This is a genomic window from Pseudomonas sp. FSL W5-0299 (assembly GCF_005930655.1).
In the GTDB taxonomy this organism is placed as follows: Bacteria; Pseudomonadota; Gammaproteobacteria; order Pseudomonadales; family Pseudomonadaceae; genus Aquipseudomonas; species Aquipseudomonas mandelii.
The window spans coordinates 37423-58002 of record NZ_RXHX01000001.1; the positions used below are offsets into that span (position 1 = coordinate 37423).

The 20580-nt window shown below is 50.5% G+C and carries 18 protein-coding genes and 2 pseudogenes; 5 read left to right on the plus strand and 15 right to left on the minus strand.

Annotated elements, in window-relative coordinates:
• Positions 1 to 198: 198 nt before the first annotated feature.
• From FHL16_RS00180 to FHL16_RS00225, 10 genes and pseudogenes are all read right to left on the minus strand, one after another.
• Positions 199 to 1572: a tyrosine-type recombinase/integrase gene (locus FHL16_RS00180; protein WP_238706143.1), complete on the minus strand. Its 1374-nt coding sequence runs from the start codon at positions 1570 to 1572 to the stop codon at positions 199 to 201.
• Positions 1565 to 1855, minus strand: coding sequence for a hypothetical protein (locus FHL16_RS00185; RefSeq protein ID WP_046487096.1), 291 nt, complete (start codon positions 1853 to 1855; stop codon positions 1565 to 1567). The genes FHL16_RS00180 and FHL16_RS00185 overlap by 8 nt, the downstream gene beginning before the upstream one ends.
• A gap of 211 nt (positions 1856 to 2066) precedes the next feature.
• On the minus strand, positions 2067 to 4160 hold the full coding sequence (locus FHL16_RS00190; RefSeq protein WP_077747140.1) for a hypothetical protein: 2094 nt from the start codon (positions 4158 to 4160) through the stop codon (positions 2067 to 2069).
• Positions 4161 to 6443 (minus strand): hypothetical protein, encoded by a 2283-nt coding sequence (locus FHL16_RS00195; protein ID WP_138738999.1) that lies wholly within the window; start codon positions 6441 to 6443, stop codon positions 4161 to 4163.
• Positions 6444 to 6504: 61 nt separating this feature from the next.
• Positions 6505 to 7179: pseudogene (locus tag FHL16_RS00200) on the minus strand (ATP-binding protein); the annotation flags it as partial.
• A 151-nt stretch (positions 7180 to 7330) separates the two neighbouring features.
• On the minus strand, positions 7331 to 7735 hold the full coding sequence (locus tag FHL16_RS00205; RefSeq protein WP_077747141.1) for a hypothetical protein: 405 nt from the start codon (positions 7733 to 7735) through the stop codon (positions 7331 to 7333).
• The gene (locus FHL16_RS34290; protein WP_238706144.1) at positions 7732 to 9750 is read right to left on the minus strand and encodes a hypothetical protein; all 2019 of its coding nucleotides are present in this window, start codon (positions 9748 to 9750) and stop codon (positions 7732 to 7734) included. Before FHL16_RS34290 ends, FHL16_RS00205 begins: the two co-directional genes overlap by 4 nt.
• Positions 9751 to 11433 carry a site-specific integrase gene (locus FHL16_RS00215; RefSeq protein ID WP_138739000.1) on the minus strand — a complete coding sequence of 561 codons (1683 nt, stop codon included), beginning with the start codon at positions 11431 to 11433 and terminating at the stop codon, positions 9751 to 9753.
• Entirely contained in the window at positions 11430 to 12710 is a 1281-nt protein-coding gene (locus tag FHL16_RS00220; RefSeq protein ID WP_077747143.1) for a site-specific integrase, read from the minus strand. Before FHL16_RS00220 ends, FHL16_RS00215 begins: the two co-directional genes overlap by 4 nt.
• Before the next feature lie 124 nt (positions 12711 to 12834).
• Positions 12835 to 13071 (minus strand): annotated as a pseudogene (locus tag FHL16_RS00225) (magnesium chelatase domain-containing protein); the annotation flags it as partial.
• Positions 13072 to 13365: 294 nt separating this feature from the next.
• On the opposite strand from FHL16_RS00225, the gene FHL16_RS00230 reads away from it, so the two are divergent.
• The gene (locus FHL16_RS00230) at positions 13366 to 13644 is read left to right on the plus strand and encodes a HigA family addiction module antitoxin (RefSeq protein ID WP_077747144.1); all 279 of its coding nucleotides are present in this window, start codon (positions 13366 to 13368) and stop codon (positions 13642 to 13644) included.
• On the opposite strand, the gene FHL16_RS00235 is transcribed toward FHL16_RS00230, so the two are convergent.
• The gene (locus FHL16_RS00235) at positions 13641 to 14168 is read right to left on the minus strand and encodes a BRO-N domain-containing protein (protein WP_077747145.1); all 528 of its coding nucleotides are present in this window, start codon (positions 14166 to 14168) and stop codon (positions 13641 to 13643) included. The genes FHL16_RS00230 and FHL16_RS00235 overlap by 4 nt on opposite strands.
• 420 nt (positions 14169 to 14588) lie before the next feature.
• Positions 14589 to 14849: an accessory factor UbiK family protein gene (locus FHL16_RS00240; RefSeq protein WP_010465113.1), complete on the minus strand. Its 261-nt coding sequence runs from the start codon at positions 14847 to 14849 to the stop codon at positions 14589 to 14591.
• A gap of 417 nt (positions 14850 to 15266) precedes the next feature.
• Between FHL16_RS00240 and glnK the strand changes: the two genes are divergently transcribed.
• The 4 genes from glnK (at position 15267) to sutA (ending at position 18042) form a co-directional block, all read left to right on the plus strand.
• The gene (gene glnK / locus FHL16_RS00245; protein WP_002555808.1) at positions 15267 to 15605 is read left to right on the plus strand and encodes a P-II family nitrogen regulator; all 339 of its coding nucleotides are present in this window, start codon (positions 15267 to 15269) and stop codon (positions 15603 to 15605) included.
• 37 nt (positions 15606 to 15642) lie between these two features.
• Entirely contained in the window at positions 15643 to 16980 is a 1338-nt protein-coding gene (locus tag FHL16_RS00250) for an ammonium transporter (protein ID WP_010465110.1), read from the plus strand.
• A gap of 214 nt (positions 16981 to 17194) precedes the next feature.
• Positions 17195 to 17620, plus strand: a complete 426-nt coding sequence (locus FHL16_RS00255; RefSeq protein ID WP_008030499.1) for a secondary thiamine-phosphate synthase enzyme YjbQ — start codon at positions 17195 to 17197, stop codon at positions 17618 to 17620.
• Between the two features lie 101 nt (positions 17621 to 17721).
• Positions 17722 to 18042, plus strand: coding sequence for a transcriptional regulator SutA (gene sutA / locus FHL16_RS00260; protein WP_077747147.1), 321 nt, complete (start codon positions 17722 to 17724; stop codon positions 18040 to 18042).
• A gap of 200 nt (positions 18043 to 18242) precedes the next feature.
• Here the strand turns inward: sutA and FHL16_RS00265 are convergent, their stop codons facing one another.
• The 3 genes from FHL16_RS00265 to FHL16_RS00275 are packed head-to-tail and all read right to left on the minus strand — an operon-like array spanning position 18243 to position 20571.
• On the minus strand, positions 18243 to 18947 hold the full coding sequence (locus FHL16_RS00265) for an HAD family hydrolase (protein WP_077747148.1): 705 nt from the start codon (positions 18945 to 18947) through the stop codon (positions 18243 to 18245).
• Positions 18944 to 19843 carry a tyrosine recombinase XerC gene (xerC, locus tag FHL16_RS00270; RefSeq protein WP_010465103.1) on the minus strand — a complete coding sequence of 300 codons (900 nt, stop codon included), beginning with the start codon at positions 19841 to 19843 and terminating at the stop codon, positions 18944 to 18946. The genes FHL16_RS00265 and xerC overlap by 4 nt, the downstream gene beginning before the upstream one ends.
• 2 nt (positions 19844 to 19845) lie before the next feature.
• On the minus strand, positions 19846 to 20571 hold the full coding sequence (locus FHL16_RS00275) for a DUF484 family protein (RefSeq protein ID WP_010465101.1): 726 nt from the start codon (positions 20569 to 20571) through the stop codon (positions 19846 to 19848).
• Positions 20572 to 20580: the final 9 nt, after the last annotated feature.

Genomic DNA, 20580 nt, shown 5'->3' on the forward strand with positions numbered 1-20580 from the left:
GACAATTCTCTCCAACCTCAGGGCCGGCATGCGACCTTAGCGAATTTTAAGCCAATGGTTAACGAGGGGGGAAGCGATTCGGATCAGCTAATCGCTGTGCAATGTACGTGAACGGCCACTCGAAAACATCGGCCATGATCTGATTTGCTTTTGATTTTGGTGTGCTAGTAGAAGATTGGTAATTCCAAATAACGCTTGTTAGGCCGAGTGCTGAAGCTCATTTAGATATTCGGATATCGTATTCAGCAGCTCATTAACTGATGATGAGGAAAATCCCGCTTTTATTTCTGCTTGGGCCATTTTGACAGTTTGTAGTAACGATGAAAGGTGCTCGCTGCGGATTGCCGCCTCCACAACTTCTTTTCTGTTGGATATATCTGAGAAAGCAAGATGTATGTAGTTGTCTAAAGAATTAATGTTTGTGTGACCTGTCCATTGTTGCACCTCACGTTTGAAGGATTCAGTGTTGATTAGTAAGTTCCTGAACTCATCAGAATTGTTAAAGTCATGCTGAATAATCAATTTTATGAAATATTGAGTGATGAAGCGATGTCTGTACATGTGTGGAGATAAGCGCTCATTGATGCCAGCTAGTCCCGCCAACTCTGAGATCTCTTGTGTGATCGTATTTGGCATTAGGCCCTTTCCAGTGCGTGCACTGATAAACAGCAAGCCATCGTCCTCAACTCCCAGAGATTTAATTTTTGGGAGTCGGTTAAATTCAATATAAGAAACGATGAATTTTAAATCCGGAATTGAGATGGGCAAGTATCGATGATGGATTGAGTTTCCGCGCTTTTTCGCCGTCATCAATTTTAATCCGATGATAGGCTCATGAAGCGCTGCATATACATCATGCGTCGTTATCGAAACCAGTTCAGAACGTCGGCAACCAGTATGGGCGAGTAGTTTAAGCATCACGAATCTACGCTTTCTGAGAAATAGGTCCTCAGTACCAGCGGCTGCGTCGATAATGGCATTCGAATGAGCCTCAGTAATCGGGAATCTTTTTTTGTCAGGCGATGGCTCAGGAAATGAACGGTGATGCCAATAGTATTTGGTGATGCGCTTTCTTCCCTTCCCAATATCTATTTCAGCTTTTCTTTTTTCAGCTCTGATCACTCCATCTTTACCGACAAACTCATCTCTACCGGTGATTTTTCCGATATAGGCCAGTAAGTCGATACAGTTTTTCCCTATCGTAAGTATTGAAGTTGTCGACCGAAGTGTGTGTGTCGTAGACAATGATTTCTTGTTGTTAAGCAACGTCTGCATGAATAGTATAAAGAGGCTATCGGTCATTTGCGCAACATCAATCGCGTTATCCGAACAAAAACGCAGTAAATGGCTTATGTTGCCCGCATAGGTTTTTAATGTTCCGCCTTTGTTATTGCGAGACAATCCTTTTCTATAAAGAGAATGCATGTAGCAATTAGAGTAGTGACACCATGTACCGTTAGGGTAGCGAAGCATCGGGATGTACGAAGCCGAGTTGAAAATATATGTTTGATCGGAAAGTAGAGCTAAAGGTAGCTGAAAGTGCGCTGATGTCAAACGATAAAGTTTAGTCATTGGTCGTGACTCTGGGATATTTCAATAGTGCATAAATTTCCGATTGTTGTTTTTCGCAGAGTTGAATATTTACTATATTGTTTGTCTTCTTGGCGTACGCTCTCGCCTGTTCCATGCTTGTTTCTAATGCGATGGTGTAGCAAAGAATTTCTTCGTTGAGAAACTGTATTTCTTTTTTAAGAGCAATGACGTCGTCTTTTAACGTTCTAGGTTTGTCTTGAGCAGAAATCAGAACCACTACTGGGGAACACACTTTTAGTGCCAAAATTCTTGCATGATCCATAGCCTCAAAGCCTCCTGCAAGAAAGCAATCAGCACGGGTCTTCAACGTATTTAAAGAGCAAGGATAGATGTTTTTATCCGGAGCTGAGTGTCGAGCTAATGAGCCTTGTGATTTTAAGAAAGCTCCTATTGCTGATTTCTGATATTTGTGTGGATGAGAGGCAATATCGAGAAGTAAATTGTAAAGGTTGATTGTCGAATGGAGTTTTTGTTCATATTGATTTTATCAGCTTAGTTACCAGCCTATATGTAGTTGCGTCGTCTATTTTAATAAAATGTGGCTCGACAGTTAGCGAGTGGTTTTCGATTAGTGTTTCCAAGTAGATTTCTACTTCTTGAGAATCCAGTATGGTAAATTCAGATGTTCCAAAATGTGAAAGTAGAGCTGCCGCGAGTTCATTGGATACCTCTTTATCGCCAGCCGCTAAGGAGTCTGCCAGATAAGCTGCTTTTACCCCGCGAAGTACTTCTCCGGGAGTGGCTTCAGTAATGTAATGATAGAGGTGTTCAAGATCTGCATGGCCCAAGAACCATCTTAATGTGTCGAGGCCACCAAATGAATTGCCCCAAAAAAATATCATCGAAAAGCCGCGCCTCAGTTGGTGCTGGCGGAAATAAAATCTTGATCCTTCGCTGTTTCGAGGTGCCTCAATGTAGTCGCAGAAAAAATCAATACTTCTATTGTAGGCAGGCGAATGTAAGCTCTTTTTTAGTCCTTTTGCATATCTGTCAGGCGGGGCGAACAAATATGTATGTTCAATAATGAGTTTATTTTTGAGCAGCAGGCTTTGGAAGTTTTCCAATGTTTCAATAATGTGAACGCCGATACTTGGAATGGGTCTTTTTAAAATTTGTTTATTGGATAAAAATCCGGATTTTGCGTTAAAAAATATTAAATTTCGCTTTGAGTCATCAAGGCACTCAAACGGCATCAAGCTTTTAAGTTCCGATTGGCGCCGCGCCATCAGTAATCCGATGATCAATTGCGCTGCGCCATAATATACTCGTAACAGTTCCCACAGCCCCTCGTTACTGCGGAGCCTGTTAAAATACTCCTGAACTTTGTTTTCTCTAAGTTCTTTAGAGAGTTTTTTGCCAGCCAGCATCTTGGTGCTAAGACTCCAGCATTGGACTCCTAACCCAGCTAGGCGAGGTGTGATAGCTTTGCGAACCCACCAATCCGAATCAGGATCGTTTACGCTCTCCCCATACTTTGCTTGAGCAGCAATGACAGCAGAAGCAGATTGGAAAATGTCTTCTCCGTACTCGTAAATAAAATCGATAGCCTTTTGCAGCGCAGGTAATAGGATACTCGGCCTCAATGTCTTAAAACGCATGGTTTGCGCTAAATTTAGGTGCGCTTTCAAAGCACTCAAACTGAGCTTAGTAAAAGCATGACTGGGAATTTCAATTCCTAATTCTGGCAGTTTGTTTATCGCCATAAAAGTTGCATAATATTTGGTAAACTGTCGATCTGACATCGAGTCTTCATTTGCCGTGCGAACCCCAACGACATTGTACTCAGTTGTCATCCCCGGATAAGGGGCCAGATTTAGCTCAGGTAAAGCACTTTTTATAGCGCCCCCCACAAGGGTATTTTTATAGATGTGTGATGCCAGTCGGGTGATGCTTACCGTTAACCTGTACCCCGAGCTGAGAATGGGACTATAATAATCGTTCTCATGTAGCCATATTTTGACTTTAAGAGTTTCGCTTGGCGAAAGGCCATATGCTGTTTCATTTTGAATCATTAAAACATAGAGATCGGGATTTTTTTCAGCGAAACGTAAGACAATCTGATCGCTACACTCACTGGATCTTCTTAGGAAATCGACCACAGTTTGCCGCCAGTTATAGACCCCTTCAGCAATTTTTTCCGAACTCGACAACTGATAAAAAAACGATGCGACATCGTTTTCTGTTAGAAGGTTTAATCCATGGCTGGCGAGCTTAAGGCGCGAACTGTTCAGCAAAAGGTAGTCAATGATGTTTATCGCTCTTCGCGTGTTAGCGTACGCGGTGATACTACCTGGTTTTACACCTTGATTTAAATTCTGGGTATTCTGAACAGTTATCCAGTTTTTGAATAATTTCAATAATTTTTTGTTTTTGGGGTCGGAAAGTTTAGACCCGTCCTCGAGCTCCACGTTGAAATTTACACAAAATCTATACCCGTGCGCGAAATCAAAGCACCATGCGTTGGAATCAAAGTCCGAGGTCAACCATTCGCTCTCAAACCGAGTTTTCTGGGAGGGGAACATTTCTTCCAGAAAGGCCAGCGCGTGAATATTTTCTTTCGCGTTCATTTAAATGGTTATCCCTAGTTTGTTTTTAGCGTTAGAGAGTGCAAGCTGGATGTCTGGTCGATCACTAAGGCATGAGTCAACGTGAGTGATTATTTTAGAGCTGAGATCTTTCCAAAGACTTGATTGTAAATGGCTGCTAGATTTGTACCTTGAATCATTAAGCTTTAATAGTTCTTCAAAAATTTGTTCATTCAGTGATACCAATATAGAGCTGTCGGGCCGCGCCTCGCTAAAGCGAGTGTTTGATTCCTCAGGGGGGAGTTGTATCGAGTGGTTTAATAAAAACTCCTCAACCTGCTCTAAGCTGTCAAAACCTGAAGCCTTCAGTTTGTATGGGCTCCCATCCATCGCTTCGATAATTATTCCTGCTTGAAAAATTCTAATCCATCGATCCTGAAAGAAATCCCAAATGGGTGCTGGGAGATAGCGCGCTAACAACGATGGATCAAATGATTTATGGCCAAGAGCTTCGGACATTTTTTTTGCGCTTTTTGATTCTAAATAGATCATTACTCCAGCGGTCGCGCGAATTGTGGAGAGATTAGCGCGTTGTGCGAGGTACGTAGCTTCAGCATGATCTAGGTTCGTGTATTTCTTTAAGCCGGATACCAGTCTTTCTATTGGGATGGGTGATGTGGTAACCGAAGCTAACTTTGGTCGCTGAAATTTGCCGAAGCTTCTAACTGCGGATAATAATAAATATCTGTAATTATCATCTCCAATAGATTGTAGGTATCGTCTGCCGTAGTCGGTGACGTCGATTATTTGTTGAACAAGATATGCACCGTACTCGCAAAGGCTAATAGTCTGCTCAGCTTCACGGTGCCCTCTACGAAGTTTATATCCAACTAATTGATACCCGTTGTCGGTTGGGATGAAACCAATTTTTTTCCCATGCTCATCATATATCTCCAAGTTTTCCAAGAAACCAACGGTGATTTTTGGATACAGACTTACGAGTAGTAGGCAGTGTGGGTACAATGAGCTTGTTGTTGCTAATCCTAGCTCATATGCTGTTTCTGCAAATGGCGAAGCAAAAATTTGGACAGCTCGCTCCATTATATATGAATAGGAGTGCTCTTCGATATTTCGTGCTGCATTAGCAAAGCACGCTGGATTATTCCGATCTCTCATCCATTGAATTTGGCCTCCCTCGTTTTCTCCAGATCCACCGATCCAGCGCAGTGTTCCATTCGGCGCTTCTCGCAATCGTCGATTTAGTCTGGCGTCCAGATCTGCGACTTCAGCTTTAGCCCAGGTTGTTAAGTCGTTCATTGATGAGTTTAGGCTGTCAAAGATGTGGTAGATAGCCGCTTGGTCGGTAATCTCTAGTGGAATATCGTGCAATAATTTTGAATGAACGAGTGTTCCGTCATTTCCAGTGCTGATTCTTGAAGCCGCATCGGTATAGAGTCTCTTTGGTAACACGGGTAATCCAGCATACCCCCCACTTAGTAGGGATGCTGGAATGAGTTGGTTGCGCACGAAAGCTGAGAATTGTACGTTCCAGGCCGATGCGATGGTGCTTAGTTTCTGACCTTTTCCGCTATCATATGCTGTTGTAACGTAATACTTCACAAAACGATCCCAGAATTCGCTCATGAATACGTCTGAAGTTAAGTGTGTAGGTGTGATATCCAATGGTTGAGTCTCTATAAAATCTCCTAGATTCGATAGCATTGGCATTGCTCGATAACGCCTTCCTGATAGGAAGATATGAGTTTCAGAATAGAGTTTCCTTGTAAAGTTGGCACCAAGCTTTCGGTAAAACGCCCATAAGGGAAGAAAATGCATCCCTCCAGAAACATTCAGCAACGGCCATCCTCGCCAATATTCTATTTTTTGGGGGCATTGCTCTAAGCTATTCAGCACACTTATGTATTTGTTTATTTCTTCGATAGTCAAGGGGAATGAATAATCTTTCTTGGTGGGGTATTTCTCTGATAGGAAAGGAATTATTGATATGAAAAACCTCGCTCGTTGGGCGCGAAGTAGCGGAGTCGTTTCAATATGTTTTTCTGAATATAAAAAACCTAGGAAGCCTTCCGCCACCTTTCGGAATTTCGATTGCGATCGCGGAGTTGCCGCCTGACGGGTTATCTGGAGGTAGCACTCAAAGCTTTTAAGCGTAATCTGCTTCACTGATGAACATAGCCGACCACGGCTCGACGTTGCGTCGGTAAATATTGCCCTTTGGTATTCATTCAGCTGCTCATACGGATAGTGATCATAGTGGACCCCATTTGAGAAGATTGGCAACGATTCGATGGACGGAAATGCCATGGTAAACCCTTGATCTGACGGTCTAAATTCGATTTTGACAACCAAACCTAAAAAGTCAAAATGGGAGTTCGTCGAGGAACAGCACGCCATGGTGGGCTAGGGTGATTTCGCCGGGTTGTGGTTTAGAACCACCGCCCACCAATGCAGGGCCGGAAGCCGAGTGATGGGGCTGGCGGAACGGTCGTTGCGGCCAATGGCTCAAGGGCACGCAACTGGTGACGGATTGAATGGCTGCGACTTCCAGCGCCTCGTTTTCGGCGAGCGGTGGAAGCAAACCCGGCAAACGACTCGCCAACAACGTTTTGCCAGTCCCCGGCGGTCCGCTAAATAGCAGGTTATGAGCCCCAGCCGCCGCAATCAGCAATGCGCGCTTGGCCGAGATTTGCCCCTGCACCTCATTCAAGTCCGGATAGGGTTTGCTGGCATAGAGCAAGCCATTGGAAACGTAGGGTTCGACCGGCGTATGTCCATTGAAGTGCGCAACGGCTTCCAGCAGGTGATCCACGGCAAACACCTTCAATCCCGACGCCAGGCAGGCTTCCTCGGCATTCGCCCGCGGCACCATCAGCGACCGCCCGGCCTTGCGTGCGGCCAGCGCAGCCGGCAATACGCCTCTCACGGCACGTACCGCGCCTGACAGTGCCAGTTCTCCCAGGCATTCAATGTCATCCAGTGTCAATGTCGGCACCTGCACGCTGGCGGACAGAATCCCCAAGGCGATCGCCAGATCAAACCGACGTACCACCGGCTTGTACGTCGACTATGGACATTTTACGAAGCCCCCGTTTTTACTGGCCTGCGGCATGAATTGACAATGTCCATACTTGCGCCAGAAATTTTCTCCAGTTCGCTCAAAAATGTCTGCGGTTGGACAGCCTTAAACCGACCTAGCGCAACCGGGTCACATTCGGGGGCAGAACCGAGGACCGGTATCTTTCCAACTCAAGTGTTAATTCCAGTATCTTGGCATCAGCTTCTACCAACTGAGAAGCGATCAGGTCACGCTGCTTTTTGATCTCTTCGAGCTGGTCTCGAAACGTACGATTCTTGGCTCTTTGATTGATATTTTTTTGCCTAGTGGAGACCTTCGCTGGAAGTGCATTCGCACTAATCCAATGTTGTATCTCCGCGATTAAACTTGGAAATCTCGCCTTTTTGAGTGCGGTAGGATCAGTTCCTGCCTCCTTAGCTATGAGGTTCTGAGATATTATGGAGCCCTTCGCGACTCTAATAGGCTCATTCTTTTTAAGTCGCTCAAAAGCTTCCCTAAATGCTTCTTCTGCTTTGCTCATATAATATCCATGTCTAAGAATTTAAGAACGTTTACAACCGCCTTGTTTTGGGAGATTAGCGAGTCGTAGTATGGTGAACCCGGATGGGCGAAAGATAGGAGGTCCTGTATATCGTCTCCAAGTTGAATAATTTCCGATTTTCGCTCTCTATCGTATAGGCCGTCCGCGCAAGCCGGTTTCCCATCTCCACCGCCGCAACGAATGATGTTGTCTACACCGCCATGGGTGCAATTTCCTCTTTTGGTACAGCCTCCTATTAGCGTCTCACGCCAGCTGACTAATCCTTTTTTCGCGGACTTGACTAGCGCCTTCGCGTCCGATGACGAGACAATTTTTAGTATCTGTGTTTTATGAGTCTCACCAAATGGACTAACAAATCGGGGGGTAAGTAATCTTGTAATCTCTTGCCCAAGCACCTCATACATTGCCTTTAAATAGGTGGCATGCGCTACTGGGTCCAATCTCACTCTAGAAAATCCTCTGCCATAGTAAAGAGACATGGCGCGAGTAGCGTGCTTAAGTTGATATTGTATTGAGGGGTCGGAGACCAACGAAGATGCTTGCATGTTAACTGCACCTGTTCGGCGGAGTTGATGCCAGGCGAAAGGCCACGGTCTACCTACAGAGAATTCGTCACCGTTTAGTGACGGTGTGATGAGCCTTGCATACTCCAAGTCCGCTTCTTGTATCAATGTCTGCGTTTTATCGAATAATAAGGGATAGCTTTCGATAATTGAAAGATAGCTAGGGTAGGAGGGGCGTACAGTGAATGGTTTACCACACCCATTTCCCCGAGACCAAGGTTCATATTGGCGAATATTAAAAGTTGGATTAGATATCTGATCAGCAGGAATCGTTGAGCCGAGGCGTTCAGACGCGGTTTTGAATCTCAGATTTATCACATGCCTCAAAACATTTACTGCAAGTTCTACTGAAGGTGAGGTGACCCACCTAGCATCTTTGTCTTCAAGTGTCTTTGTAGTGATTCCGCCAATGGTATAAATTAAGCCGAACTGTGGATCTTTTTCAATTTGCAGGCATTCGTATCTTAGCTTCCAAGCTTCTTCAATTCTCATGAGTGAGAAGTTTAGTATGTAAGCGTTGCCGACCTTGGTAGCTAACGACATATAACTGCCGAGTGTGGAAACCGCGCACTTCGAATCAGCAGCCTCTGGTCCATTGATCCACTTTTTGAACGTGTCCAGCAGCCCGTATTTTCGAGCGATATCACTGAATGAACCAAATGGGCCCTGACCAAAGTGTTTTGACTGTCGTCGAACTTTTGGATCAAAAATATTATCCAGAGATCCGTACAGGTTTTTATAGAGATTGATGCACTCATTATAGCAGCCTGCTATTTGCTCTGAGCAGGCATGGTAGTCTTCGAGGAACTCCCGAAGACGATTGACCTGATAAGTCCATATCCTTGGCGGGATATAAGCGGTTTGTGATCCTTCGTGCTTCGACACAGCGCCGCTTAGCCGTCGAAGCGATTCTCTGTCAAGGATCAAATGGCCAAATTCAAATCGTTGCTCGTAGAGGGTATGAAGTAAGATTAGGGCTGGTTCAGCGAGAGACGAAGAAAGAATATCTGGAATTTTGTCCACAATATGTGGATTTTTGTAAAGATTGGAGCAGTTTACATTTTCGTTAGTGCATAACTTGAAAATCGGAAATAGGTGAGTAAAGCGGGATTTTAATGTTCCTGCATTATTTACCGGTCGCGGCCCCCATAGCCACCATGCGGAAATAAGCCGCGCCATTGCAGCACTTTCCGTCGATAAACCACCAGATCGTTCGCCTGAGTCCTGAAAGTCTAATTGTAGTGGTCTCCCTGCCCAAGCAGAGAGATCCCACACTGTGTCTCCATAGCGGCTTACGACTATACCTGACTGGTCTATCACAACTGGAAAGTCTGGCAGGGGGGGCCAGGTAGCAGGATGAAAGTTCTCAGCATTTGGCGTGACAAAGGGAAGTTCTATTCCAAGTGCCAGGCGGTAATCGAGTGCGGTCATTTAAACTCTCATTTCCATAAGTCTAACGAACCCGTTCCACTTTGGGTGATAACGGCCTTCCTCAATTCGAGCACCCGCCTCTATCACCCATGCTTTGTACGCCTCGACTTCTTTGTAGGCTGCAATTTTTCGAGTGATCTCCTCAATAGCCATTTGCGCCGGATGTTTGTCTCGGGCAGCGCCATTAGGTCGCTGAGAGGCTAGTTCCAAAGATTTGAGGTGGCGATAGCTAAACAAAGACCACACATGATCGATGTCAGCTATGTCTCGTTGGTGTTGACAGAATAGGCAGCCAGCAGGGTTTGCGCAGTCTGGCGCAGGCGCATTTTTTGGTATCGCATTCGCAGCCAGAGGGGTTGGCTTAACACATACTCCAGGCCCCGGTGGAGAAAAGGCCGGGTCGGTTTTTTGGTGATATCTAGTAATTTCAGCTAACGCGGCTTGATAGCTTGGACGCTCGTATTGACTTAGGAGTGTCGACTCTTCGTGCTGCGCCATTTCTGCTACGAGGTTTGGATCACGAATTTTTCTAAGCAACCAATTAACCTTCGCAAGACGGAGGCTCCTCGGTGAGATGTACTCTACATCGATTTGTTTCAGTAATTTTCTGGTAGCAGCAAAGTTGGTTGAGGTAGTGGATGCTCGCTGGAAGTGAGATGTAAGCGGAAAGAGGAGCCCTTCTACAGGAAATAGGGAATTACGCCAGCCGAGATAGGTCTCGAAGTGAGTGCGGTATTCGCTATGTACGTCAAATTCCACTTCACCCTGGCGTCGCTCTTTAAACATCGATTTTACATGGTAACCGCCACTGAAACTTTGGTAAGTGAATTTTCCATTCTCAAGTCTGGAGGCCTGCGAAAGGTTCATTTGTGTTTGGGCTATAAATATCAATAACTCTGCTTCTAGCCGCAGGTTTATCAATGGATGGCGAGTGCGCCATGAAGTATCGCTTATCCAAAGTGCGCGCTTACTGCTCTTGTTGGTTGCACCATCCAACCCATTCTTTAATTTTTCCGATGGAACTAATCGGCACCAGTGTTCTAGCTCTTTTCCAGATCTAAATTTTAAAAGTGCTGGCAGATCTCCTTGAATGGTCTCTCTGCTAAGCGAGTTGCAAACGTCCAGCAGCGCCTCACCCATTACGAATAACTTTTCAAAGTTGATTTTTTCGCCAGTCTTTCGCCATCCTTTGACGCCGTATTTTTTACGAAGTCGCGTATAGCTGATGATCTGCCTTTCTCTGTTCAGCGCCTCGTCAATCAATGCCCCGACAGCCACAGCGCAAGTCCACGGCGTATCTGAATTGGTATTCTTTGCTCGCGCCTCAGCTATTAAAGAATCACTCCAGTCAAGAAATATTGATTCGACTGTGGACTCGGTAATTTCGAAGTTGTTTTCGTCACTCCATTTGTATAACTTGCGCAACCTCTGATATGCGCCCTTCAATGTTGCTGGACTTTTACCAGCGACGATGGCTCCTTGAAGTATGTTAAAAAATTTTTCGGCAAGGGGGATTCTTGTTGGATTCGGACTTCCAAATACGCCTCTATTGATCGCGGGTGTCGCTTTATCAATAGGGAGTTGTGAGGCGCCTTTGTACACTAAGGAATTTAGACTCCATGGCGTTTCAAGTCGACCATATTCCACACCATCAAAAGTCAGGTCGGGAGTTATATCTTTCACGTGTTACCGCCTGAATTTCCTGTTGCACCAAAGAATGCTTTAGTAAATTCATTTGCCATCGATATTTTTATAGGTGTTTTTTCTACAAACCTTATATATCGTATCGTTGTTGATTCGTCTCGGTGCAGCAGTGCTTCTTTCACAATCGCAATTGCGTGTATCGCTCCACCAGCCCTTATGGCGAGGCGCGCCAGTGATGTAGCAAATGTGCAGCGAGTCTGATGGAATTTGAAATTGTTCAGTGCATTCACGCCATGGCGGCGCCCAATTGCTCTTAGGTTATGCATTGCCACATTTAATGCTGGGGAGCGATCTTTATCACGTACTGAATAAAGATTGCCGAATCGGGTCAAGAAAACGTGGTTTTTATATTCAGGTTTGGCTTTTGACTCGCGCAACAAACGGTGTGCGCTATAGCAATATTCCTTCAGAGAGTCTAAAAGCGGTTTCGTTATCCACACGTGGCCAGTCACGCCGTTCTTGGTAGCAACAGGGGGTGTCGCTCCCGGACCCACTGCAAGTCGGTACAGACCTTCAGAAGAGGGATCTTGAACCGCATTTTCTAATGTCGGGATCGTAAGGTCTGATAGTGTTTGAATTCTCATCCCAGTAAAAAATCCGGCCATCAATAATAGATGTATTTCCGTTGAGCAGTGCTCTCTAGCTATCTCAAGTATTTTTGATCTGTCATTTTCCGATACGGGGTATAGTCCATCTTCCAGTTTTTCCCCTGGGGACGAGCGATTAGGTATCGACAGGTTTGTGCTATTAACGGCAAAAGTGCGTTCGAAGCCAAAAGCATTGTTAAATTTTAAGCTCAAAAAACGCTCCCGCCACATCGGCCACTCAGGAGATATCAACCCGTTATGTCTGAGCCATCTATAAAACTGGATAGCAACGCGCATGCGCTGGCTTGCGGTAGAAGGAGCTATGAGGTTAGCTTTTCTTGAGCTTATTAAAAACCCCCTGTATTTGACCAAGCATCTGTCGCGCTCTTTTACAGGAAAGTCCCACCAGTTCGTTTGCGCTTCTTCGAGCCATTTCGCATAAGCGTGTATGGATGTGGCTTTGGATTTTACAGTCTCAATATCTTTTTGATATTGGGTTGCTTGCAGCATTAGCCAAAGATTTGCTTCACGCCAAGGAAGTCCACAAGACCAAAATATTTGTGGAAGGCCGTTCACCGCACTCAGTTGAGATCCAGTCGTCCATTGAACCTCATTTCCATCTATTTGAACTCGATGAGGAGTAAAGGAAATATATTCTTGCCGTGACAAATTTAACCCCCGTTTTCATGCGGTATTGACCGTCAGTTCTCAAATGAGCTGACCGAACAAAACCGTCCATGTCCATAGGGTGAAACATTGCAGGTACGCCGTCCATAGGCTCACCTAACCTGTATCCACCATCTTTAGGTAAGTCCGCAGGCGCGAGATTCAGCGTGATGCGCCGCGCCGGAAATTGCAGGCCTGAATTGATGATCGCGCTGCGTACCCGGTCCTTGCTTTCCTTCACTGCTGCTTCGGGCAAACCGACCATCGTCAGCGACGGCAAGCCGTTGGCCAGATGGACTTCTACGGTAACGGCGGGCGCATCCACGCCAATCTGGGCGCGGCTGTGGACGATGGAGAGGGACATGGTCGTTCCTTGAGCTTTACGGGAACCGCTTCCTGCGGTTTTTTGAAGGGTAGTCGGGGTGTTGTTCTTCGGCGTTACGAATGAGGCGACAAACTTTCACTGGATGTTGCGAGTGTCTTTCTGGTGATGAAGCGTAAGCGAGCGTGGGGTGCCGACGTAATGGGTCTCGGGATGATGTTTTTGTAGGACCTTGCCTAGAACAATGACGGACGCCGGTGAAAGTGGGTGAGCGCTCTTGTCTGTCTGGCTGGGCTGCTTATGATCATTAATTGATCGCTGACTTCGGAGAGGATAATGAACAGTAATGGAATGCGGCCCGTTCATCCTGGCGAAATTCTTCAGGAGGAGTTTCTTGAACCGTTGGGCATTTCAGAGTCAGCTTTCGCCCATTCGTTGAACGAACCGTTAAATGTGGTCAACGATATCGTGATGCAACAGCGTTGTGTCAGTGCTGATCTAGCGGGGAAGCTATCTGACCACCTGAACACCACGCCCGAGTTCTGGCTGAACCTGCAAGCGACTTACGATTTGCGGGAAGCTGGAATCGAACGTGGTAGGGCTTTAAATACTTAAAGCGATTGCAACATCCGCGAAGCACGCTTCCACCAAGGCGCATTGACCGTCCGTTGCACCCGTTCACCCTCCGCAAGCATGTGCGGAACATCCTGCAACCGAATCCACGGCTGGTTATTCCAGTGCAGCAAACTCAGCGACATCTCCGGCCAGTTCAACAGACTCAGAATCGGGCGTTCGCTTGTTGCCGGATGTTGGGCGTCTCTGAGGGCTGGCACTACGTTGTGGGTCAGCCATTCGCGCAGGCCTCGGTATTCGGGGCAGTAGTGGTAGACAAGCAGGGCGTACACGCCGGATTCGCTGATCATCAGGGTGTTTTCGAGGGTGCCGTGGATGACGACTCGCGCGGATTGATGTTGATCGGGATCGAGTTTTCGGACGGCGCGTTCGTCGAGGAAAAGGCGAAGCAGACGGCCCAGGTCTCGGGCGCTGAACCAAGGCTGGTTTTCGATCAAAAGCGCGTGGAGGTGGAGTTTGTGGCGGGTGAAGACGTGAGGGACTAGATAAGCGTTATCGCAACTCATTAATACAGCTCCTTTTGCTAAAGAGGCTGCCGTCAATCGTCGCCAAACAATTGGGTGGCAGCTGTACGCGGGTTGGCGAACCGGAGCAAAAGGAACCCGGCAGACCCGAAGGTCTCCCACGCACAGCCGCCATGACTCGAGAGATGGTCGTCGTACGCCTTAAGCTTCCAGGTCGCCAAACCCAGTGCTGAATATTCAGCTGAGAATGAGCTTAGGAGCCTGGGCTTCACGGCGCTATCGGACGGCGGTGGTGATCTTTGTAGGACGTTGCCGAGATGGTGGCGGGGCGGCAGATCAGGAGATTGCAGCCTTTGGCAGGTCCTACAGGGTTGGTCGGTCCAGTGTGGGAAGGCTGGTAGACCGAGGTGACTCTAATCGCGAGCAGGCTCGCTCCCACAGGGGATTGCATTGTCTGGTGGGTTACTCGGCAGGCGGATTCAGCTTCGCTTCCAGCTCCGCAACCTTCGCTTCGAGGCTTTCCAGCCGTGCCCGGGTCCGCGCCAGCACAACCATCTGGCTATCAAACTCTTCCCGGCTCACCAGGTCCAGCTTGCTGAAGCCGCTCTGCAACAACGCCTTGAACTGGCTTTCGATTTCGCTTTTCGGCAATGGGGTTTCGCCGCTGAAGAGGCGGGAGGCGGTGCCGCTCAGGGCGTCGAGGAAATCTTTGGGTGCGAGCATGGGAAATGTCCTGTCAACAATGGCGGGCAGTGTATCACGCAGTGTCTATAGTCAATTCCGTCAGCAGGGATGCACGCTTTTCGCGCATGTGGACAGACGGCTGCGCACTGTTGTTGTGCGTATCCGTGGGGCCGATTAAGGAAAGGGGCTGTTGGCGGCGGTCAAGGGGTTGAATTCAGTGGGTTTTGGCGAGATGGCAAGCTTTCTGCTTAGTCAGTCGTAACCCATGCACTGATGCAGTCGCTGTGACGAATGCAGTGCGCCAAGCGGAACGGGGAGTTGTTTCGTGAGGAGCGGTTAGCTGGCGTCGGACGGGCAGGTAAGGTCGACGATGCGTTACAAAGCCAGGCACTGCGCTTAGACTTGAGTCGGGTTTGTTTTCCTGGGGCAAGTCCACCAATTCGGGAGAGAGTTTTCATGAAGCTAGTCACTGCCATCATCAAGCCGTTCAAACTGGACGACGTGCGCGAGTCGCTGTCCGAGATCGGCGTGCAGGGCATTACCGTTACTGAAGTCAAAGGCTTCGGTCGGCAGAAGGGTCACACCGAGCTGTATCGCGGCGCGGAATACGTGGTCGATTTCCTGCCTAAGGTAAAGATCGATGTCGCCATTGACGACAAGGATCTGGACCGAGTTATCGAGGCGATAACCAAGGCCGCCAACACCGGCAAGATCGGTGACGGCAAGATCTTCGTGGTCAATCTGGAACAGGCGATTCGCATCCGTACCGGCGAAACCGATACCGACGCGATTTAAACGCCGCCACAAACCCAACGCCCCAGGAGAAAACAATATGACTCTGCGTAAATTCGCAGGGCTAGGAGCCCTGTTGTCCCTCGTAATGCCCAGCCTGGCTATGGCGGCAGACGAAGTGGCGGCCCCAGTCCTCAACTCCGGCGATACCGCCTGGATGATGACCTCGACAGCCCTCGTGCTGTTCATGACCATTCCCGGCCTCGCCCTGTTCTACGGCGGCATGGTTCGCTCCAAAAACATTCTTTCCGTGATGATGCAGTGCTTCGCCATTACCGGTCTGATCAGCATTCTGTGGGTCATTTATGGCTACAGCATCGCGTTCGACACCACCGGCATGGAGCAGGGCGTCGTCAACTTCAACTCGTTCTTCGGTGGCATGGGCAAGGCATTCCTCGCCGGTGTCACGCCGTCGAGCCTGACCGGTCCTGCGGCGCTGTTCCCTGAGGCGGTGTTCATCACCTTCCAGATGACCTTCGCCATCATCACCCCTGCGCTGATCGTCGGTGCCTTCGCCGAGCGGATGAAGTTCTCCGCCATGCTGATCTTCATGGGCGTGTGGTTCACCTTGGTTTACGCACCGATTGCGCACATGGTCTGGTCCGGCAACGGCGGCCTGATGTGGGATTGGGGTGTGCTCGACTTCGCGGGCGGCACCGTGGTGCACATCAACGCCGGTGTGGCCGGTCTGGTTGCGTGCATCGTGCTCGGCAAGCGCAAAGGCTTCCCGACCACCCCGATGGCACCGCACAACCTCGGTTACACCCTGATGGGCGCCGCGATGTTGTGGGTCGGCTGGTTCGGTTTCAACGCCGGTTCCGCCGCTGCGGCCAACGGCACCGCCGGTATGGCAATGCTGGTGACCCAGATCGCAACCGCCGCCGCTGCACTGGGCTGGATGTTCGCCGAGTGGATCACTCACGGCAAACCAAGTGCACTGGGTATCGCTTCGGGTGTTGTGGCCGGTCTGGTCGCCATCACCCCGGCCGCTGGTACCGTGGGCCCGATGGGCGCGCTGGTCATCGGCCTGGCAGCGGGCGTGGTGTGCTTCTTCTGCGCCACCACGCTGAAACGCAAACTCGGTTATGACGATTCCCTGGACGCCTTCGGTGTGCACGGCATCGGCGGTATCCTCGGCGCGATCCTGACCGGTGTGTTCGCCGCACCGTCCCTGGGTGGCTTCGGCACCGTCACCGACATCGCCGCTCAAGTCTGGATTCAGTGCAAAGGCGTGGGCTTCACGGTGATCTACACCGCGATCGTCACCTACATCATTCTCAAGGTCCTGGACGCTGTCATGGGTCTGCGTATCACGGAAGAAGAAGAGGCCGTCGGCATCGACCTGGCACTCCACAACGAACGCGGCTACAACTTGTAAGCACGCGCATAAAAAACTTGCCCGGCTTGCCGGGCATTTTTTTGTCTGGCGTTTGTCAGTGAAGAGACTGCTGAAAGGTTTTTTCGTACACGTTTAGTGGCGTTTACGACGGGCGTTTTTCTGCGGCCAATGGCTTACATGATTGAAGGAATATTAGGGCCTTTGTTTTTTCCCAGAGCGCGCTAGAATGCGCCCCGAACGTGCGGAGAACTGTATGTGGCAACAGACTCTGATTACCCTGCGGGCACGGCCCCGGGGCTTTCATCTGGTAACGGACGAGTTACTCGCCGGCCTGCCTGAACTCAAGGCGTGCCGGGTCGGTCTGTTGCATTTGTGGCTGCAGCATACCTCGGCGTCGTTGACCATCAACGAGAACGCCGATCCGGCGGTACGTCGCGACTTCGAACGATTTTTCAATCGTCTGATCCCACAAGGAACAGACGGCTATGAGCATAACGACGAAGGCCTGGACGACCTCCCGGCGCACTTCAAGGCCAGCGTGCTTGGCTGTCAGCTCAGTTTGCCGATTTCGGCAGGCCGACTGGCGCTGGGGACCTGGCAAGGTGTTTATCTGGGCGAGCACCGTGATTTTGGCGGTGCCCGTAAAGTCCTCGCCACCGTGCACGGTGAAGAGGCATGAACCGCTGGTCACCAGCGGTTATTGAATTTTTCCGGCGGCTGTCGACAGACGGTGAAGCTGGGCTATAACTAATCTGCTTTTCGCAAGTCATGAGGTAGAACATGAGCGACGATGATCTGGAAAACGACGACCTCGAAGTAGGCGACGACGAAACCGAAGAAGGTCTGGAAGCAGCGGCCGAAGACGTCGCTGAAGACGACGGCGGTGAAACGCCCGTTCCGACCGCCAAAGGCAAAGCCAAGGCTGCGGTGTCGGTTGACGAGCTGCCGAGCGTCGAAGCCAAGAACAAGGAACGCGACGCCCTGGCCAAGGCCATGGAAGAGTTTCTGGCACGGGGCGGCAAGGTGCAGGAAGTGGAGGCCAATGTGGTCGCCGATCCGCCCAAGAAGCCTGACAACAAGTACGGCAGCCGGCCTATCTAAGCGTCTGCTATTGGCTTGCTGAAAAGGCCCGCCGTCGCTGCGGGCTTTTTCATGGGAGAAGAAAAGGTATGGACTTGGCACTATCCACTGTGGGAGCGAGCCTGCTCGCGAAGGGGTCAACACATTCAAAATAGGTGTCGGATGACCCACCGCTTTCGCGAGCAGGCTCGCTCCCACAAGGGTTGTATGTGAATTCAGGATCAGTGTTGGGCGTTCCACCGAGCCAGCAACGCCGGCAATTCGGTCAAACTGCGAATCTCGGCATCCGGTGCCTTCTCGGCTTCCCAGGCCTTGCGCGCCGGGTTAAACCAGATCGCCCGCAACCCCGCCTGCTGCGCCCCGGCAATGTCATCCCCCGGATGATCGCCGATATGCACCGCCGTCTCCGCCGTCGCACCACCCCGTTGCAATGCCTCATGAAACAGGCGCGCATCGGGCTTGGCGATGCCGATGTCTTCGGCGCACAACGCAAACTTGAAGTAATCGGCCAGTCCCAGCCGGCGCACATCGGCGTTGCCATTGGTGACCACACCCAGGGCGTAATGCTTGGCCAGGGTTTCCAGCGTCGGCTCGACGTCGGGAAACACCTCGATCTGGTGCCGGGCATGCAGAAACACTTCAAAACTCTTGTCGGCCAGGTCCGACGCCTCGCCGTGGTCGTATCCGGCCTCCTCCAGCGCATGGAACAACACCCGGCGCCGCAGCGCGCTGATACGGTGTTTGAGGCTCGGTTCGAGGGTCAGGATCCGTTCCCGAATAGCCCACAAATGCTCCACCGGCACCGCGCCCAGGTTCGGTGCGTGCTCGGTCAGCCATTCACGCAGTATGGCTTCGGCGCTGACGATCACCGGGGCGGTGTCCCACAGGGTGTCGTCGAGGTCGAAGGTGATCAATTGGATGGTCATGAATCATCGCCTTTAATGCGTTTGGCCCGTGGATGGGCGCTGTCGTAGACCGTGGCCAGGTGCTGGAAGTCCAGGTGGGTGTAGATCTGGGTGGTCTTGATGTCCGAGTGGCCGAGCAATTCCTGTACGGCGCGCAGGTCCTGCGAGGATTCCAGCAAATGGCTGGCAAAGGAATGCCGCAACATGTGCGGGTGCAGGTTTTGCCCCAGCTCGCGCTCACCAGCGGCTTTGACCCGCAACTGAATCGCCCGGGGGCCAAGGCGCCGACCTTGCTGGCTGACGAACACCGCATCGTCTGCCGGGTTAGTCATGGCCCGCAACGGCAGCCACAGTTCCAGGGCTTCACGCGCTTTTTTGCCGACCGGCAGCAGGCGAGTCTTGCTGCCTTTGCCGAGCACCTGAACCATGCCGTCGGCCAGATCCAGCTGATCCATATTAAGCCCGGTCAGCTCCGAAAGGCGCAAACCCGAGGAATAGAACAGCTCCAGAATCGCCTGATCCCGACGTGCCAGGAAGTCATCCTCCACCGCGCCTTCAAGCAGTTGCAGCGCGCGGTCGGTATCGAGGGTTTTCGGCAGCCGTCTTTCGCCCTTGGGCGGTGCCAGGCCGTTGGCCGGGTCGTGATCGCAAAGACCTTCGCGGTTCAAATAATGATAGAGCCCACGGACGGCCGACAGCAGTCGCGCCAGGCTGCGCGAAGATTGACCCTGGGAATGCAGGCGCGCGATCAGGCTGCGCAGACGCTGAATGTCCAGCGCGGCCCAGCTGCTGATGTTCTGTTTGACGCACCAGCCCAGCACTTTGTCGAGGTCGCGGCGGTAGGCGTGCAGCGTGTGGGGCGACACCTGCCGCTCACTGCGCAGGTGTTCGCAGTAAGCGTCCAGTTGCCGTTCCATGGTCAGCGTACCGAGCGCAGGGAACTGTTGACCCGAGGCAGCACGCGACCCATGACTTCGGCGATGTAGCTCAGGAACAGCGTGCCGACCGAGCTTTTGTAGTGTTGCGGGTCGCGACTGGCGATGGCCAGGACGCCGTGGATGCCTTGATGGCTGATGGCGACAACGGCGGTGGAGCCGATCTGTTTGCGCTGTTCTTCGCCGAACAGGAAGTCCAGTTCGTGATCGCGCAGGCTGCCGCTGACGCTTTTGTCTTCCGAGAGCAAGCCGCCAATGGCCGTTTGCGCGTCGGCATGGGTGACCCAGCGGCCCACCGGCATCGGGTTGTCACCCAGCAGGATCAGGCTGACAAAAGGCACCTGGAAGTCCTGGCGCAGACTGTCTTCGACGCTGATCACCACGTCTTCCAGGCTGCTGGCATCCATCAGCGCCAGAATCAGGCGGCGGGTCTTGTCGAAGAGGCGGTCGTTGTCGCGGGCCACGTCCATCAAATGCGAGAGGCGATGACGCAACTCAATGTTGCGGTCGCGCAGGATCTTCATCTGGCGTTCGACCAGCGAGACGGTATCGCCGCGCTGGTGCGGAATGCGCAAGGCCGGGAGCAGTTCTTCGTGCTCGACGAAGAAATCCGGATGAGCCTCCAGGTACGCGGCAATCGCCGCCGCCTCAAGGCTTTCGGAAGGGGATTCGTCGGGCTGTGGGGCGGGAACCTGGGGCTTATCTTTCATGGATTCGAC

Coding starts and splice junctions, on each gene's coding strand:
- FHL16_RS00180 (WP_238706143.1), bottom strand. CDS start 1,572: ATGACTAAACTTTATCGTTTGACATCAGCGCACTTTCAGCTACCTTTA.
- FHL16_RS00185 (WP_046487096.1), bottom strand. CDS start 1,855: ATGGATCATGCAAGAATTTTGGCACTAAAAGTGTGTTCCCCAGTAGTG.
- FHL16_RS00190 (WP_077747140.1), bottom strand. CDS start 4,160: ATGAACGCGAAAGAAAATATTCACGCGCTGGCCTTTCTGGAAGAAATG.
- FHL16_RS00195 (WP_138738999.1), bottom strand. CDS start 6,443: ATGGCATTTCCGTCCATCGAATCGTTGCCAATCTTCTCAAATGGGGTC.
- FHL16_RS00205 (WP_077747141.1), bottom strand. CDS start 7,735: ATGAGCAAAGCAGAAGAAGCATTTAGGGAAGCTTTTGAGCGACTTAAA.
- FHL16_RS34290 (WP_238706144.1), bottom strand. CDS start 9,750: ATGACCGCACTCGATTACCGCCTGGCACTTGGAATAGAACTTCCCTTT.
- FHL16_RS00230 (WP_077747144.1), top strand. CDS start 13,366: ATGAACAGTAATGGAATGCGGCCCGTTCATCCTGGCGAAATTCTTCAG.
- FHL16_RS00235 (WP_077747145.1), bottom strand. CDS start 14,168: ATGAGTTGCGATAACGCTTATCTAGTCCCTCACGTCTTCACCCGCCAC.
- FHL16_RS00240 (WP_010465113.1), bottom strand. CDS start 14,849: ATGCTCGCACCCAAAGATTTCCTCGACGCCCTGAGCGGCACCGCCTCC.
- glnK (WP_002555808.1), top strand. CDS start 15,267: ATGAAGCTAGTCACTGCCATCATCAAGCCGTTCAAACTGGACGACGTG.
- FHL16_RS00250 (WP_010465110.1), top strand. CDS start 15,643: ATGACTCTGCGTAAATTCGCAGGGCTAGGAGCCCTGTTGTCCCTCGTA.
- FHL16_RS00255 (WP_008030499.1), top strand. CDS start 17,195: ATGTGGCAACAGACTCTGATTACCCTGCGGGCACGGCCCCGGGGCTTT.
- sutA (WP_077747147.1), top strand. CDS start 17,722: ATGAGCGACGATGATCTGGAAAACGACGACCTCGAAGTAGGCGACGAC.
- FHL16_RS00265 (WP_077747148.1), bottom strand. CDS start 18,947: ATGACCATCCAATTGATCACCTTCGACCTCGACGACACCCTGTGGGAC.
- xerC (WP_010465103.1), bottom strand. CDS start 19,843: ATGGAACGGCAACTGGACGCTTACTGCGAACACCTGCGCAGTGAGCGG.
- FHL16_RS00275 (WP_010465101.1), bottom strand. CDS start 20,571: ATGAAAGATAAGCCCCAGGTTCCCGCCCCACAGCCCGACGAATCCCCT.